General features: G+C 64.7%; 13 protein-coding genes. 5 read left to right on the top strand and 8 right to left on the bottom strand.

From position 1 onward, the window contains the following. Positions 1-675 (top strand): DUF222 domain-containing protein (locus E3T35_RS15070; protein ID WP_166789984.1); only part of this gene is annotated, 675 nt, incomplete at its 5' end. Between the two features lie 62 nt (positions 676-737). On the opposite strand, the gene E3T35_RS15075 is transcribed toward E3T35_RS15070, so the two are convergent. The 8 genes from E3T35_RS15075 to E3T35_RS15110 all read right to left on the bottom strand — a co-directional run bounded on the left by E3T35_RS15075 (position 738) and on the right by E3T35_RS15110 (position 9,491). Then, complete coding sequence (locus E3T35_RS15075) at positions 738-1,286, bottom strand: HAD domain-containing protein (protein WP_134379914.1); 549 nt, start codon at positions 1,284-1,286, stop codon at positions 738-740. Between the two features lie 302 nt (positions 1,287-1,588). Beyond that, a complete protein-coding gene (locus E3T35_RS15080) occupies positions 1,589-2,803 on the bottom strand; it encodes a M20 family metallopeptidase (RefSeq protein ID WP_134379916.1) in 1,215 nt (404 codons plus the stop codon). Positions 2,804-2,908: 105 nt separating this feature from the next. Next, positions 2,909-3,679 carry an amino acid ABC transporter ATP-binding protein gene (locus E3T35_RS15085; RefSeq protein ID WP_134345853.1) on the bottom strand — a complete coding sequence of 257 codons (771 nt, stop codon included), beginning with the start codon at positions 3,677-3,679 and terminating at the stop codon, positions 2,909-2,911. Beyond that, positions 3,676-4,638, bottom strand: coding sequence for an amino acid ABC transporter permease (locus E3T35_RS15090; protein WP_134345855.1), 963 nt, complete (start codon positions 4,636-4,638; stop codon positions 3,676-3,678). Before E3T35_RS15090 ends, E3T35_RS15085 begins: the two co-directional genes overlap by 4 nt. A 2-nt stretch (positions 4,639-4,640) precedes the next feature. Next, positions 4,641-5,573: a transporter substrate-binding domain-containing protein gene (locus E3T35_RS15095; protein ID WP_134379918.1), complete on the bottom strand. Its 933-nt coding sequence runs from the start codon at positions 5,571-5,573 to the stop codon at positions 4,641-4,643. Positions 5,574-5,839: 266 nt separating this feature from the next. Then, positions 5,840-6,556, bottom strand: a complete 717-nt coding sequence (locus E3T35_RS15100) for an IclR family transcriptional regulator (protein WP_166789985.1) — start codon at positions 6,554-6,556, stop codon at positions 5,840-5,842. Positions 6,557-6,666: 110 nt separating this feature from the next. After that, positions 6,667-7,944 (bottom strand): amidohydrolase family protein, encoded by a 1,278-nt coding sequence (locus E3T35_RS15105; protein WP_134379922.1) that lies wholly within the window; start codon positions 7,942-7,944, stop codon positions 6,667-6,669. Further along, positions 7,941-9,491: an AMP-binding protein gene (locus tag E3T35_RS15110; RefSeq protein ID WP_134379924.1), complete on the bottom strand. Its 1,551-nt coding sequence runs from the start codon at positions 9,489-9,491 to the stop codon at positions 7,941-7,943. Before E3T35_RS15110 ends, E3T35_RS15105 begins: the two co-directional genes overlap by 4 nt. Before the next feature lie 146 nt (positions 9,492-9,637). On the opposite strand from E3T35_RS15110, the gene E3T35_RS15115 reads away from it, so the two are divergent. The 4 genes from E3T35_RS15115 (at position 9,638) to E3T35_RS19925 (ending at position 13,805) form a co-directional block, all read left to right on the top strand. Then, complete coding sequence (locus E3T35_RS15115; RefSeq protein ID WP_198421041.1) at positions 9,638-10,786, top strand: acetyl-CoA acetyltransferase; 1,149 nt, start codon at positions 9,638-9,640, stop codon at positions 10,784-10,786. Beyond that, positions 10,779-11,177 carry a Zn-ribbon domain-containing OB-fold protein gene (locus E3T35_RS15120; protein WP_166789986.1) on the top strand — a complete coding sequence of 133 codons (399 nt, stop codon included), beginning with the start codon at positions 10,779-10,781 and terminating at the stop codon, positions 11,175-11,177. The genes E3T35_RS15115 and E3T35_RS15120 overlap by 8 nt, the downstream gene beginning before the upstream one ends. Then, a complete protein-coding gene (locus E3T35_RS15125; protein ID WP_166789987.1) occupies positions 11,174-12,580 on the top strand; it encodes a M20/M25/M40 family metallo-hydrolase in 1,407 nt (468 codons plus the stop codon). Before E3T35_RS15120 ends, E3T35_RS15125 begins: the two co-directional genes overlap by 4 nt. Before the next feature lie 343 nt (positions 12,581-12,923). After that, complete coding sequence (locus tag E3T35_RS19925; RefSeq protein ID WP_241988881.1) at positions 12,924-13,805, top strand: hypothetical protein; 882 nt, start codon at positions 12,924-12,926, stop codon at positions 13,803-13,805. The last annotated feature ends 123 nt before the right edge of the window (positions 13,806-13,928 follow it).

A 13,928-nucleotide genomic window follows, 5' to 3' on the forward strand; every position in this document is an offset into this window, starting at 1 on the left:
GTGGAACGTACCCCGCTGGGCCTGCCCGTCCCGGCGCGGTACCCGGTCATCGCCGACGGCCTGACCAGCGGGGAACTCGGGGTGGAATCGGCCGAGATCATCGCCAGCACCCTCACCGCGTTACAGGGAAAGGTCCTGCCGGATGACCTCGACCGGGTTGAGCGCGCCCTCGTCGCCACCGCCACCGGAGCCATCACCCCGGAAACCGCCGGGCTCCCCGGGGCGGGCATCCGCTTCGCGCCCGACGTACTGCGGGCGCAGGCGATGGAATGGCAGGCCCGCCTCGACCCCGACGGCACCGCCCCCAGTTGGGACGTGACCGAGGCGAAAAGCACGCTGACGTTCGGGCTGCTGCGCAACGGGCTCTACCCGCTGCGCGCCGAGGTCACCCCGGAACTGCGCGGCATCATGGACACCCTCTTCGACACCTACCTATCCGCCCGCTCACGCACCCCCATGTTCGTGCCCACCGAGACCCTCGACGGCAGTACCGACGGCGCCCGCAACGCCGAGCTAGACGGCCTCGATGACAGCGACACGGAGAGCGAGCGGTTCAGCGCCGACCCGTTCAGTTCCGACCCGTTCAACGGCGACACCCGCTTCGACGGGGACCGCCGCACCGCAGGCGAGAAACGCGCCAACACCCCCAGCCCCGAACCACCCTGGCGCAGCTAGCAGAGCCGTGCCCAGTCACGGCGGAAAGCTTGGCGGGGTATTCCCCCCTCCGAGAAGGGCTGTCAGGTGGGCAGCTGCTCGAGCCAGGTGCGCATCCGGGCGATGTCGTCGACGGTGAGGCCCACTTCGGAGCGCGGCGGAATGAGCAAGGATGGCGTCTCGTGAGTGGCGCTGAGAACCTTGTCGCCGTGAAGTTGCACGTCGGCATCGTCGATCCAGATGAACGGTGCCGGCACGCTTTGATCTTCTTCGATGCGCTGCGACTTCCAGAGTCCCGTCTCGCCATCAGTCTGGCCGGGGTTTTTCGGCGGAGTCGTGACGTCGAGCATGCGTCCGCCGGACAGCCCGTGCAGTTTGGGTACGAGCAGTTGCCGGGTGGCATCGAGCTCGTTCCAGGAGGTGAGCCAGACCAGCTCGACGCCGTATTGCATCAGCAGGGAGTCGAGGGCCGTGATCAGTCGGGGCGCCCAGTGCACATTCCGAGTGGAAGCGTGACCGTCGCCGTGCTCGACACTGATCGAAGCTTTGGCCACATCACCCCAGGCCGGGTCGGGGTCCAAACGGGGGCAGAGGCATCCGTTGACAGAGAGGTAGAGCCGTGGAACGTTCACTTTGTCCCTCCGTCGTGACGAGTGGTGTAGCCCGCATCTTCGCGGGGCTCTGGATATGCAATATCGGTTATCGTGCTGGCGCTGTTCAGCGTGAAATTATGAATTGTCTTACTCTCCAAAAATTTGCTTCTGAATCTACCTAAGCACGCGCAACCGACATGCGCCTCCCCGCGAACTGGGTGAACTTTGGTGCCGTGTCGTGACGCTGATCCGTGGCATTTGTGCAACAACGGGCGAGCAGTGGCATGCTTCAGCCTGCCAGCTCAGCCTGCCAGCTCAGCCTGCCAGCTCAGCCTGCCAGCTCAGCCTGCCAGCTCAGCCATCCGCGACAGCGCCAACTGCGTATACAAGGCGGTGCCGTCGGCCAACGCACCGTCGTCGAAGGTCGCCGTGGGGGAGTGGTTGAACGCGGCGGCCTGGGCATCCGCTTGTCGCGGCAACGCCGAGAGAAACACGAAGGTTCCCGGCACCTGCTGCAACACGCGCGAGAAGTCCTCGGAGCCGCCCAGCGGGTTGATCATGCGCGTGAAACGCTCGCCACCGAAGAGCTCGCCCACCACACGCTCGGCCCGGTTGGTCTCGCCCGCGTCGGTACGGGTCGGTGGATATTCGGTGACGTAGTCCACCGTCACCTCCACGCCGTGCGCGGCCGCGATGCCTTGAAGCAGTCGCGGAACGACGCGCGCGAGCTTGGCCCGCGACTCGGGCGTGTAGGAACGCACCGTCGCCTCCAACCGCGCCGAATCGGGAATGATATTGCGCTTGGTGCCCGCCTGCAGCACCCCGACCGAGAGCACCACCGGGTCGAACATGTCGAACTGGCGAGTCACCAGCACCTGCAAAGCTGTGACCATCTCGGCGATCACCGTCACCGGATCCTGCGCCTGATGCGGCGCCGAACCGTGCCCGCCGGCTCCGTGTACCGTCACCGTGAGGCCATCGCTGGCCGACATCAGGGTGCCCGCGCGACTCATGAACTGCCCGTTGGGCGCGCCCGCCGACATGACGTGCAACCCATAGGCTGCGTCGGCACGGCGCCCGGCAGCGTCGAGGATGCCCTCGCGAATCATCACACCCGCACCGTCGTAGCCTTCCTCGCCCGGCTGGAACATGAGCACCACGTCACCGGCAAGCTGATCTCGATGGTGCGCGAGCAACGTCGCCGCGCCCACCAGCATGGCCGTGTGCAGGTCGTGTCCGCAGGCGTGCATGGCACCGTCAATGCGCGAGGTGAACTCCAGCCCGGTGCGTTCCTGCACGGGCAGCGCGTCCATATCGCCGCGCAGCAACACCACAGGCCGTGAAGCGGATGCCCCGGTGCCGGTTCCGCGCAGCACCGCCGTCACCGAGGTGGTGTCGGTACCGAGACTGATCTCGTACGGCAGACCGCTGAGAGCCTCGAGCACCTTCTCCTGGGTGCGCGGCAGGTCGAGCCCGATTTCGGGTTCCTGGTGCAGTCGGTGGCGCAGGTCGGTGATGTCTGGGGCGAGTTCACGGGCGTCGGCGAGCACGGTCACGGCTTCTCCTTTGAATGCGACTGAATGCGACTGAATGCGACTGAATGCGACTGAATGCGACTGATTGGTGGTTCTAGTGTGAGCCGCCGCAGGAGACTTGTCGAATCAGACCAGGGTTTTGCGCATGAACTCCCGGGTACGCGCTTGCTGCGAATGGTCGAACACCTCGGTCGGGGTTCCCTGCTCCAGAATGACGCCCCCGTCCATGAAGACAACTCGATCGGCGGCGGCCCGGGCGAAGCCGAGCTCGTGGGTCACCACGAGCATGGTGGCGCCGCTGGCCGCCAGGGCAGCCATGACGTCGGTGACTTCGCCGACGTTCTCCGGGTCGAGGGCCGAGGTCGGTTCGTCAAACAGAAGCACGGCGGGTTCCAGGGCCAGGGCCCGAGCGATGGCGACGCGCTGCTGCTGCCCTCCGGACAACTGGCGCGGATAGGCATGAGCGCGGTCGGCCAGGCCGACCCGGGTCAGCAGCGTCATGCTGCGTTCGATGGCCTCGGCCTTGCTCAGCTTGAGAATTGAGCGCGGTCCGTCGGCAATGTTCTGCAGAACGGTCCAGTGTGGAAACAGGTTGAAGTTCTGAAAAACCATTCCCACTTTGCGACGCTGCACGGCAATCTGGCTTTCGGTGAGCCGACGCACGGCCCCGCCGGACTCCTGCCGGTAGCCCATCAGCTCATCGCCCAGCCAGATCGACCCGCCGCTGGGAACCTCGAGGCAGTTCACACAGCGCAGCAGCGTGGATTTGCCCGAGCCCGACGAGCCGAGAATTGCGACGGTCTCGCCGACCCGCACCTCAAGGTCGATGCCCTTGAGCACCTCGACTCCAGAGAATTGTTTGCGCAATCCGCTGATGCGCAGAATGGGCTGCGTCATGATTCCATCCCTCGATTCAAATTGCGTTCGGCGGCCCGTCGATCGAGAAAACGCGCGACGGGGGAGGAGCTGCCGTTGCGGCTGGAACCCCGGCCGTAGTGACGCTCAATGAAGAATTGCACGCCGTTGAGCACCGTCGTGATGAACAGGTACCAGATGCTCGCGACGATCAGCAGCGGCACCGTCTGGTAGGTCTGGCTGTAGATCTCCTTGACCGAGAACAACAACTCGGCACCCCCGATCACACTGACCAGGGACGTGCCTTTGACCAGCGCGATGATGGAGTTGAAGGTGGGTGGAACAATGAATCTCATCGCCTGCGGCAGCTGGATGCGAAAGAAGACTCGCACCGGCTTCATGCCCAGGGCCTTGGCGGCCTCAAGCTGCCCCTCGTCCACCGAGATCAGCCCGGCGCGATAGATCTCCGCCTGGTACGCGGCGTCGTGCAGGCCCAAACCCACGATAGCCGCCAACAGTGGTGTCACCAGGGTGTTGGACTCGATCGAGGCGAAGGTCGGACCGAACGGTATGCCGATGCTCAGGACCGGCACGAGTAAGCCGATGTTGAACCAGAAAATCAGTTGTACGAGCTGCGGTGTACCCCGGAAGAACCAGATGTACGACGAGGCGAGCGCGCGCAGGAGGGCGTTGTCCGACAAGCGGCACACCGCCAGAATGCCGCCGAGAACCAGACCGATTGTCATCGCTGTCACCGTGAGAAAGAGAGTCATGACGACGCCCTGAAGCACGGTTTCGCTGTTGAGGTACTGCGCGACAACGTTCCATTCAAAGTTGGGGTTCGTCAACAGCAGGTGCACGAGTTGTGCGGCGACGACCACGGTGATGATGGAGAGCACCCAGGTGGCGGGGCGCCTTGGTGACAACGCCCGGGCTACGTCCACGGGGTGGTGCGTGACCGGGAGCTCGAGGTCGGTCTGGTTACTCGGCAGAGTTGCCATGACTACTGCGGGTTCTCGACGAGCCAATCGGCGTACAGGTTGATGCCGGGCTGGTCGATGAGTTCGCGATCGAGGCCGTACTTGGTCATGATCTTCTCGTAGTCACCATTGTCGAAGAGCACTTGAAAGCTCGCGAGCAGGGGGGCGGAGAGTTCGGAGCCCTTGGGGAGCAGGGCACCCATGAACTGACCGGCGAACCCGTTCGAGAACTCGTCGCCGACGACCTCCAACTCGCCGTTCGATTCCTTGGCCGCGTAGAACAGCGAGGCTCCACCCGTGAAGAAGGCATCCGTTCGTCCCGATCTCAGCGCCAGCACGCCGTCGGGAACGCTCGCGACGCTCAGCACCGTGAGGTCTTTGCCCTGCTCCTGGCACTTCACTGCCTGAGCCTCGGCAACCTTATAGGTTGCGGCGTTGGCGAGCGCGGCCACGGTGACGTCACACAGCTCGTCCATGTTGGTGACGTTCTTGGGGTTGCCCTTTTCGACCAGAAAAGGCACGACCTCCTGCAAAACGTCAACGAATTCGGCACCTGGGCGTTCCTTCGGTCCCCCGACCGAGTCAGCGTAGGGAAAGAAGCCGAAGGCGTAACGTTTGGCGCTGATCGCGGCGAACGCTCCGGAAATGTCCGGCACGGTCGCGATCTTGGCCTCTACGCCCATCACTTCGGCGATGGCATCCATCAGTTCGGCGCCGGCGCCGGTGTACTCACCGGTTTTTCCGGGCGTCGTGACCCACCACGGCGGGTTTGCGCCACTCGTGACGACCGTGAACTCACCGGCGTCCTGAATGTCCTGGGGAAGGGCATCGTGAATGGCCTGGTCCATCAGAGTGGATGCTGCCGGTTCGTCCGGTTCGACGGCTGCGCTGCAGCCGGCTAAGAGCGAGACGGAGAGGGCTAGGCAGAGGGTTTTCGCGACCTGGATACGTTTCATTGTCGGTACTCCATTGCTGTAGTTGATTGGGCTGAACTCAACGCGCCTGCTGGAAATGTGGTTTGTTATGCTGCCCGGTCCACTCTCGTTACCAACAAGTTGGGGCTGAGCGTATCATGGCAGTGAATCACTGTATAGACATTTGGTATACCGGTTGATTACTTCGGCGAGCGTGCGGGGCTGACGGTTGACCCGCGGGTCACTGAAGCCACCGCATCGAAGCTGCGGCACGGCGACCCGCGCTGGTGGTGTTGGCAGAAGCGTCGCTAAGGTCGGTGGAAGCCGAGCCTTGTAGAAATTCGGTGGGCAGCGCTGACGACCAAATCTTTCCAGGCGCCCTCGAGATTGCCTGTCACCCGCGACATGGCCCCCCCTATGACCAGAGCCGCGATCATTTCGCCCGAATAATCGCAGACGGGCGCGGCGACGGCACCGGCCCCGGCGTCGACCTCACCGAGACTGAGGCTGTAACCGCGTCGGCCAATCTCCTGTAGTTCTTGGCGCAACTCTGCCTCGCCGGTGATGGTGTGTTCGGTGAAAGCCGGCCCCCGGTGGCTGAGCACCTGGCTCAGGCGTTGCTCGTCCTGACCCGAGAGCAGCATTTTCTGCCCGGCCCCCGAATCCAGCGGTCGTTTGGTGCCGATGGCGGCCGAGATGCGCAGCGAATGGGTGCTCTCTATGCTGGAGATACAGATTGCCTCGTTGCCAACCGGAACCAGCACATAGATCGTTTCATTGGTCGCGGCATGCAACATTTCTATCTCGGGCTGCGCGGCGGCCCGCAACGCTTCGATTGGCTGGGCTGCCATCTCGCCGAGGGTGAGCAATCGACTGCCCACCCGGTAGTGGTCGCCGGTGCGTTGCAGAAAGCCGCGCGATTCGAGGGTTTTGATGAGACGAAACGCCTTGTTGCGGGTCACGCCAACTCGGCGGGCGATGTCGGCGACGCGCAGCTCTTGTTGCCCGTTCTCGAACTCGAGCATGATATCGAGGGCCGCAGCGACCGGCCCGATCATGTAATCGGTGGCGGGGCCGGCTGGTGCAACTGCGGTTGGGGCGGCCGAGGTCTCCGGATCGTCCGTGGCGTGGGCCGTCATGCGGTGACCGCCATTGTGTGGCGACTGTGGGCATCCGCTATAGACAGGAGCGAACCGCTCATAAACTGGCCGCCTTTCAACACGGCGGTGCGACGTTTCGCATCCTGCAACAAGCGGATGTCCCGGTGCGGGTCGCCGTCGACAATGAGCAGGTCGGCGAATTTTCCCGCGGCAACCGTGCCAACGTCGGCTGAAACGCCCATGCACTGGCTGGACTGGTCCGTGGCGACCCTGATCGCTTCGGGCGAGGTCATACCGGCCTCGACCAGAAGCTCCAGTTCCATGCCGGTGCGGCCGAAGCCGTGGAACGGGTTGGTGTCGGTGCCAGCAGCGATGCGCACGCCGAGTCGAACGGCCAGAGCAAGGCTTTCGCGATGGCGCACCGGCATGTCAATGGTGTGGGCTCGCACACTTTCCTGGGAGAGGGTGCTGTGCCAGTTAGAGATGCACATTGTTGGAACATACCATGTGCCCCGATCAGCCATTTCGCGCGCGCATTCCTCGGTCAGATAGGTTCCGTGCTCGATCGTGTCAACGCCGGCACGCACCGCGAGGATCGCGCCGGGATCGCCGTGGGCGTGCGCGCACACCGGGATTCCCTCCAGATGGGCCTCGTCCACGATCGCAGCGAGTTCTTCCGGGGTGAACAGCGGGCGGTTCGGGCGGCGTGCCGCGAAGGTCATGCTGCCGGTCATCGCCACTTTGATGACGTCGGCACCCATACGAATAACCTCCCGCACCTTGGCCCGCGCGGCCACCGGACCGTCGCACCAGGGTTCGGGAAGGCCGGGCAGAGTCTCGTAGCGTCCGCGGGACGTGATCGCACCGCCCGACACCGGGTGGGCATCCATCAGGGAGTTGGTCGGCGACACGATGATCAGCGAGGTCTGCAGCCGCGGACCGGGAATGACGCCGCGGTCGACGGCCAGAACGAAGCCCCGTTCCAGACCGCCGAGGTCTCGTGCCGTGGTGATTCCCGCCTCCACGGTCGTCTTCAGGGCGGCCACCGTTTGGGACATCAGCAGTCCCAGCGGTTCCGGATGGGTGACAAGGCTCTGCGCCCAGGCAGCATGGTGGGTATGGCAGTCGATGAGGCCGGGCATCAGGGTGGCGCCGCCCAGGTCGACGACCTCGACCGTGACGGGAAGCGGTCGGTCTTCGGTCACCTCGACGATCCGCTCGCCGTCGATGATCACGGTCGCCCGCTCGCGGGCCGGGCCGCCGGTGCCGTCGATGAGCCGGGCATTGATCAGGGCGCGCAACTGGGGTGTCATGAGAGGTCGTTTCCGGAGGCTGTAACCAGAGCGGATGCCTGGCGCTGGTTGCGATCGCTCGCCAGCGCCGATCGGCGCATCTTGCCCGATTCGTCGCGGAAGCTCGTACTGACGAACTCGAAGGTCTTCGGCACCTTGTAGGGGACGAGGCGTTCCCGGCAGAATTCCCGCAGCTCGTCGACGTCGGGCGGCGCGCCCGGGTCGGTGGGCAGCAGGATGGCGTAGACCTGTTTGCCCCACTCGTCGTCGTCGACGCCGATCACCACGGCGTCTGCGATGCCGGGGTGTTCCGAGAGCACCCCCTCGACTTCGGCGGGGTACACATTGGCGCCGCCGGTGATGATCAGGTCGACCCGGCGATCAGCCAGATAGAGGTAGCCGTCCTCGTCGAGCCAACCGAGATCTCCCAGCGTGACCAGTCCGTCGGCAGTGGATGCCGGTGGTTCGGCGCCGAGATACCGGAACGTCATGGGGGCGCCCTCGGGCCCGGTGAAGATCTCCCCGATCTCGCCAGCCGGCAGCGGAACCCCGGCGCTGTCCCGGATGCTCAGTCGCGTGTCAACCGGCCGGCCCAGGCTACCCTCGCGGAGCATCCACTCGTCGCCGCGAATAGCGACGACTCCGGTGCCCTCCGCGCCGCCATAACAGTCGTATTGTTTCACCGGTTCGACCAGCTGTAACCAGACGCGTTTGACCCACACAGGGCAGACCGCGCCGCTGTGATAGAAGGCGTCAATGCTGGAGAAGTCGCGGGTGAGTACATCGGGCAGTCGAGCGATGCGCTGCATGATGATGGGCACCATGGCGAGAAAAGTGACCCGGTGCCGCTCGATGACGTACACGGTGAGGGCGGCATCAAACTTTTCCAGCAGAATCACCGTGTGTCCCTCGAAGAGACCGTTGTGCGTGAGGCTGAAGGAGATGTTGTGATACAGCCGGCCGGTGATTAGCTGGGTCTGGTCGGCGCGCAGGCCGAACCGGTGCAGAGAGCTGCCCTGGCCGGGGATCTTCTGCCACGGTCGGTCGTCGAGAATGATTTTGGGGCGGCCGGTGGAGCCGCCGGAGCAGATCGCCTTTCCCGGCCACGCGGTGATGGCTGGTAGCGCTGATGCGTCAACGGTGTCGAGTGCCGAAAGCTCGTCGAGTGAGATATCGCCGGGATGCTGCCCCTCGTGTTCCACGAGCATGACGGTGGTGCGCCACGATTCACTCACCGCGAGAATTTCGCGACGTTCCCGCTCTGGCATCTGCGGCGACAACGGGAGCGTGCAGGCGCCGAGTCGCCAGGCGGCGATGGCGGCGATAATGTGTTCGGCGCGGGTGGGCAGGCAGATTGCCAGCAGGGTCGTCGGGCCAACGCCGTAGCCCGCCAGTAGGCGTGCCATCTGATTGGCGCGCGTATCGAGCTCTGCCCAGTTGAGGCAACTCTCGCTGCCGTCGGGGGCGACGAAAATGAGCGCGGTGCGCTCGCCGCGTTCGGCGGCGAGGTCAGCAATGCGCTGCGCGTAGGAGACCGGCGAGGTGATGAAAGGTGAGTCTGCGGTCATGGTGTCGCTTTCCGTGTCGCCCGGTTCGGGTGGGTCGGTGTTTCGTGCGTCGTGGAATTTCTCAAACTGTATCCCTAGATAGATGACATGTCTATATGATGAACAGAAATCGCCGTCGATGCTCGCCGAGGGGTTACGCAATGTTGATGACAGGACCTGACCGTGAGGTATTCATCTCGGGGGTAGCCGAAGCGCCATTGGGTGAGGTGCGCGACCATTCCGAGCTGTCCATGATTGCGCTCGCTGCGCGGGAAGCGCTCGCCGATGCCGGCCTGACCCTGCGTGATGTCGACGGGTTGTTTGTGAACTACCTCGGCGAGGAGGGCACGGTGCAGGTCGGGGAGTATCTCGGAATCCAGCCGAGTTACTCCGACTCCAGCGATCTCGGCGGCGCCGCCTTCGTTGCCTTTCTCGGTCATGCCTCGGCGGCCCTGCAGGCCGGACGCTGCCGGGTTGCCCTGATCGTGTACGCGTCCCGGCAGCGCACCCGAGCCACTCGCAAGCTCAATCACTGGAATGAGAAGGCAACGTCCCCCCAGTTTGAACAGCCGTATGGTCTTCCGGCCCCGATGGGCCAGTTCGGGCTGCTCGCGGCCCGACACATGTACGAGTACGGGACCACACGCGAACAGCTGGCGTCCGTGGCCGTGACCGCACGGCAGTGGGCGGGCCTGAACCCCAAGGCCTGGAAGCGTGATCGGCTCACCATTGACGATGTGCTCGAGTCGCGCCTGATCTGTGCTCCGCTTCGTCGCCTGGACTGCTGCCTGGTCACCGACGGCGGCGGTGCCATCGTGTTGACGACCGGGGACCGTGCCCGGGATTCGGCGAATACGCCGATTCGAGTGGCCGGTACCGGGGAGAGCGCGAGGCAGTGGCATATTCCGCAGCTGCCGAGTCTTGAGGCCTCGCCGGGGGTCGCGGCCGCTCGTGCCGCGCTACGGATGGCGGAGGTTGGGCACGCCGATATCGACGTCTTCGAGCCCTACGATGCGTCGACGATCAGCGTGCTGCTCGCGCTCGAAGACGTCGGGTTCTGCGCGCGCGGTGACGCCGGCGCGTTTGTGCAGGAGGGCAATCTGAGCATCACCGGCAGTCTCCCCTCGATCACCTCGGGGGGAGGGCTGTCCTATTGTCATCCGGGGGCGCTGGGCATCCTCTTGGTTATCGAAGCGGTGCGGCAGCTCCGCGGCCAGGCCGGAGCGCGGCAGGTGCCCGGGGCGACGGTCGGACTGGTGCACGGCATTGGCGGACTCTTCTCCACGGCAGCGACGGCGGTGTTGGTTCGTGGTTGAGTCACTGTTCGACTGGGCCGACCCCACGACCGCGCATTTCTGGGAGGCCGCGAGCAAGGAACAGCTCGTGATCCAACAATGCGGAGCCTGCCGTCAGTATCAGTTCTATCCTCGCCCCTTCTGCCTCGCCTGCGACAGCGATGACATCGGATGGGTCGCGGCGAGCGGCCGGGGAACGGTCTATTCGCAGACCACCGTGCATCTGAAGGCCGCGCCGGAACTCGGGCTGGTGACCCCGTACGTTGTGGCGGTCGTACAGCTCGAGGAGGGGCCGCGCTTGCTGACCAACCTCACGGGGGAAGCCTGCCGAATCGGCAGCCCGGTGCAGGTCGGCTGGCGATCACGGCCGGGGCAGGCGCCGGTGCCAGTCTTCGGGCCGGCGACACCGTGAGCATTGACGATGTTTACGCCCACATCGACGCCGGATTCGGTGCCGCGCTCGAAGAACTCGCCTACCTCGTTGGTATCGCTGGCGTCAGCGCTTCGCCGACGGAGGACCTGGCCCTGTGCGCCCAGGCCGTGCAGCACAGCGTGTGCGGGAGTGGTCTGCGCACGCACCTGATCGAGGGTTTTGGGCCGCCGGCCGTGTACGGCGAATGCATCGTCGACCCCGGGCGACCGACGGTGCTCATTTATGGTCACTACGATGTGCAACCGGCCGAAACCAGCGCGCACTGGCAGGGTGACCCGTTCGAGCCGACCATTCGCGACGGTCGCATGTACGGGCGCGGCACCAGTGACAACAAAGGCCAGCACCTCGCGCAGCTCTTTGCCCTCCGGGCGACGCTGGCCGCACACGGCGAGCTGCCGGTGAACGTCAAGGTGCTCATCGAGGGAGAAGAAGAGATCGGCAGCCCGCACCTGGCCGAACTCGTTCGACAAAATCGTCATCTCCTGATGGCTGATCTGGCCATAACCTCGGATGGCCCCGTGCATCGCAGCGGCATGCCGCAGCTCGTGCTCGGCACTCGCGGGCAGCTCGGCGTCGAGCTGTGTACACGCGGGGCGAATCGGGATGCGCACTCGGGCAGCCTCGGCGGTCTGCTGCCCGACGCCGCGCAGCAGCTCACTCAGGCACTGGCCACGCTGTGGAAACCGAGTGGCGAGATTGCCGTGGCGGGCTTCTTCGATGACGTGCGGCCGCCGACGCCCGCCGAAAGTGCGAATCTTGCCGGGCTGCCCCTCGATCTGAAGGACCACTTCAGCGACTACGACATCACGGAGCTGCCCTCGCCGGAGGGACACGACTACTACGAACGCTTGATGCTGCGGCCGACGATGACCATCACCGGCCTGACCAGCGGTTACACCGGGCCAGGCATGAAAACAGTTATTTCAAGCAGCGCCAGGGCGCACCTCGACATGCGACTCGTGCCCGGGCAGCATCCGGACGAGATCTTTCGGCTGCTACAGGTGCACCTGGCGCAGCATGCCCCGATGGTGGGGCTGACGCGACTCAGCTCGATTCCCCCCTCGCGTACCGCCCTCGACAATCCCTACGTTGCGATTCTGGCCGGCGCCGTTGAGCAGGCGACCGGGGTGATTCCCTTCGTCGTGCCCAGCCTCGGCAGCTCGCTGCCGAACTACGTTTTCACCGACATTCTCGGCATTCCCTCAATTCTGGTGCCCTACGCCAATCCCGACCAGAACAATCACGCCCCCAACGAGAATTTCGAGCTGTCGCGGTTCAAGGTCGGCATGAGAATCTGCGCGACCATCCTCGAGCATGTCGGCCGTCACACCGTTGAGCGCTCGGAGGGAAATGTGCGTCTGGAGCAGGAGCGCGTCGAGTAAAATCACGCGCTGGGGCGCTTGCTCGCCCTCGCGGCGAAAGATTAATTCTGACTTCTTTGTAGGCTACAAGGCCCCGCCGGTCAAATCGCATCCTGCCGAATAATTCACCTTTGATCAGCATAATCGTCTGGTTGCTGCCGCGTCGCCGCCCGTGGGAAATCGCAAAGTATGCCATGGCTCAGCGCCTGTGACCGAAAATCAGGGGTTTCGGAGAAAATCGTGAGGTTTCTTTCAAACAGGCCGGGCATGCTGGCCAACTCGCCCGCGCCACCCCGAAGTGCACGGGCTCGAAACCCAGCGAACGGGCGTACCTAGCGTCCATCATTCGCGCCAGATGAAGGACATGCGCCCAAAAAACACTGAAACGCCCCATGCCCACCTCGCCCCTCGAACGCAGCACAAGCCCCGCAAACCACGCACCCGCCGGCATGAGATCTTCGTTGCCACCGGTGCCGCACTCGTTATCGCCGGCCTCGTCGCCAGCAGCGGATTCGTCGCCCAGTCCGCCGATGCCCGGCAAGACAGCATCGCCGCCACGACCGTACTCGCCGAAAGCACCGGCCTGCAGAGCGACCAGCTCGACTACTACGCGGCGCACGGTGAGTCGGTCTCTCGCGACAACGCATCCGCTGCGCTCAGCGCCGCCAACGTCGTCATCGCTGCCAGTGAGAGCAAAGTGGATGCCACCACACTCACCTCGGTAGCCAGCTCGCTCGCCAGCTACGCGATCATGCCCATCGACCAGGTGGAATCGCTCACGGCCGAGACGAAGGTTGAGACCGCGTCCGTCGCTGCCGCCACCGCTGAAGTCGACCGCGTCGCCGCCGAGGTTGCGGCGGCCGCTGCTGCCGCCGAAGCCGCTGCCCAGGCGGCTGCCGAAGCCGCTCGCGTGCAATCTGTCGCCGGAGGAAACACCGTCGACGGTGCACGCGCCACCGCACAATCCATGGCCGCTTCGCAGTACGGCTGGGGCGCGGATCAGTTCAGTTGCCTCGACCGTCTCTGGCAGAAGGAATCCGGCTGGAACTACGCGGCCATGAACTCCAGCAGCGGCGCGACCGGAATTCCCCAGGCGCTGCCTGGAAGCAAGATGGCGTCGGCCGGCAACGACTGGGCCACGAACGCCACCACGCAGATCGCCTGGGGCCTCGGCTACATCAAGGCCTCGTCCTACGGAACGCCGTGCGCCGCCTGGTCGCACTCGCAGGCCGTCGGCTGGTACTAGCTCAACGCTTTTAGGCAGTTTATGCCCCGGTCACGAGCGAATCGACGACGCGCGGGCCGTTTCGTCGCGGCTGGCCGCAGGATCTGCGGCGACCAGCCCGGGTGCAGGGCCCGGCGGTACGAT

It is taken from the genome of Cryobacterium sp. TMT1-2-2 (assembly GCF_004403505.1).
Taxonomy (GTDB): Bacteria; Actinomycetota; Actinomycetes; order Actinomycetales; family Microbacteriaceae; genus Cryobacterium; species Cryobacterium flavum.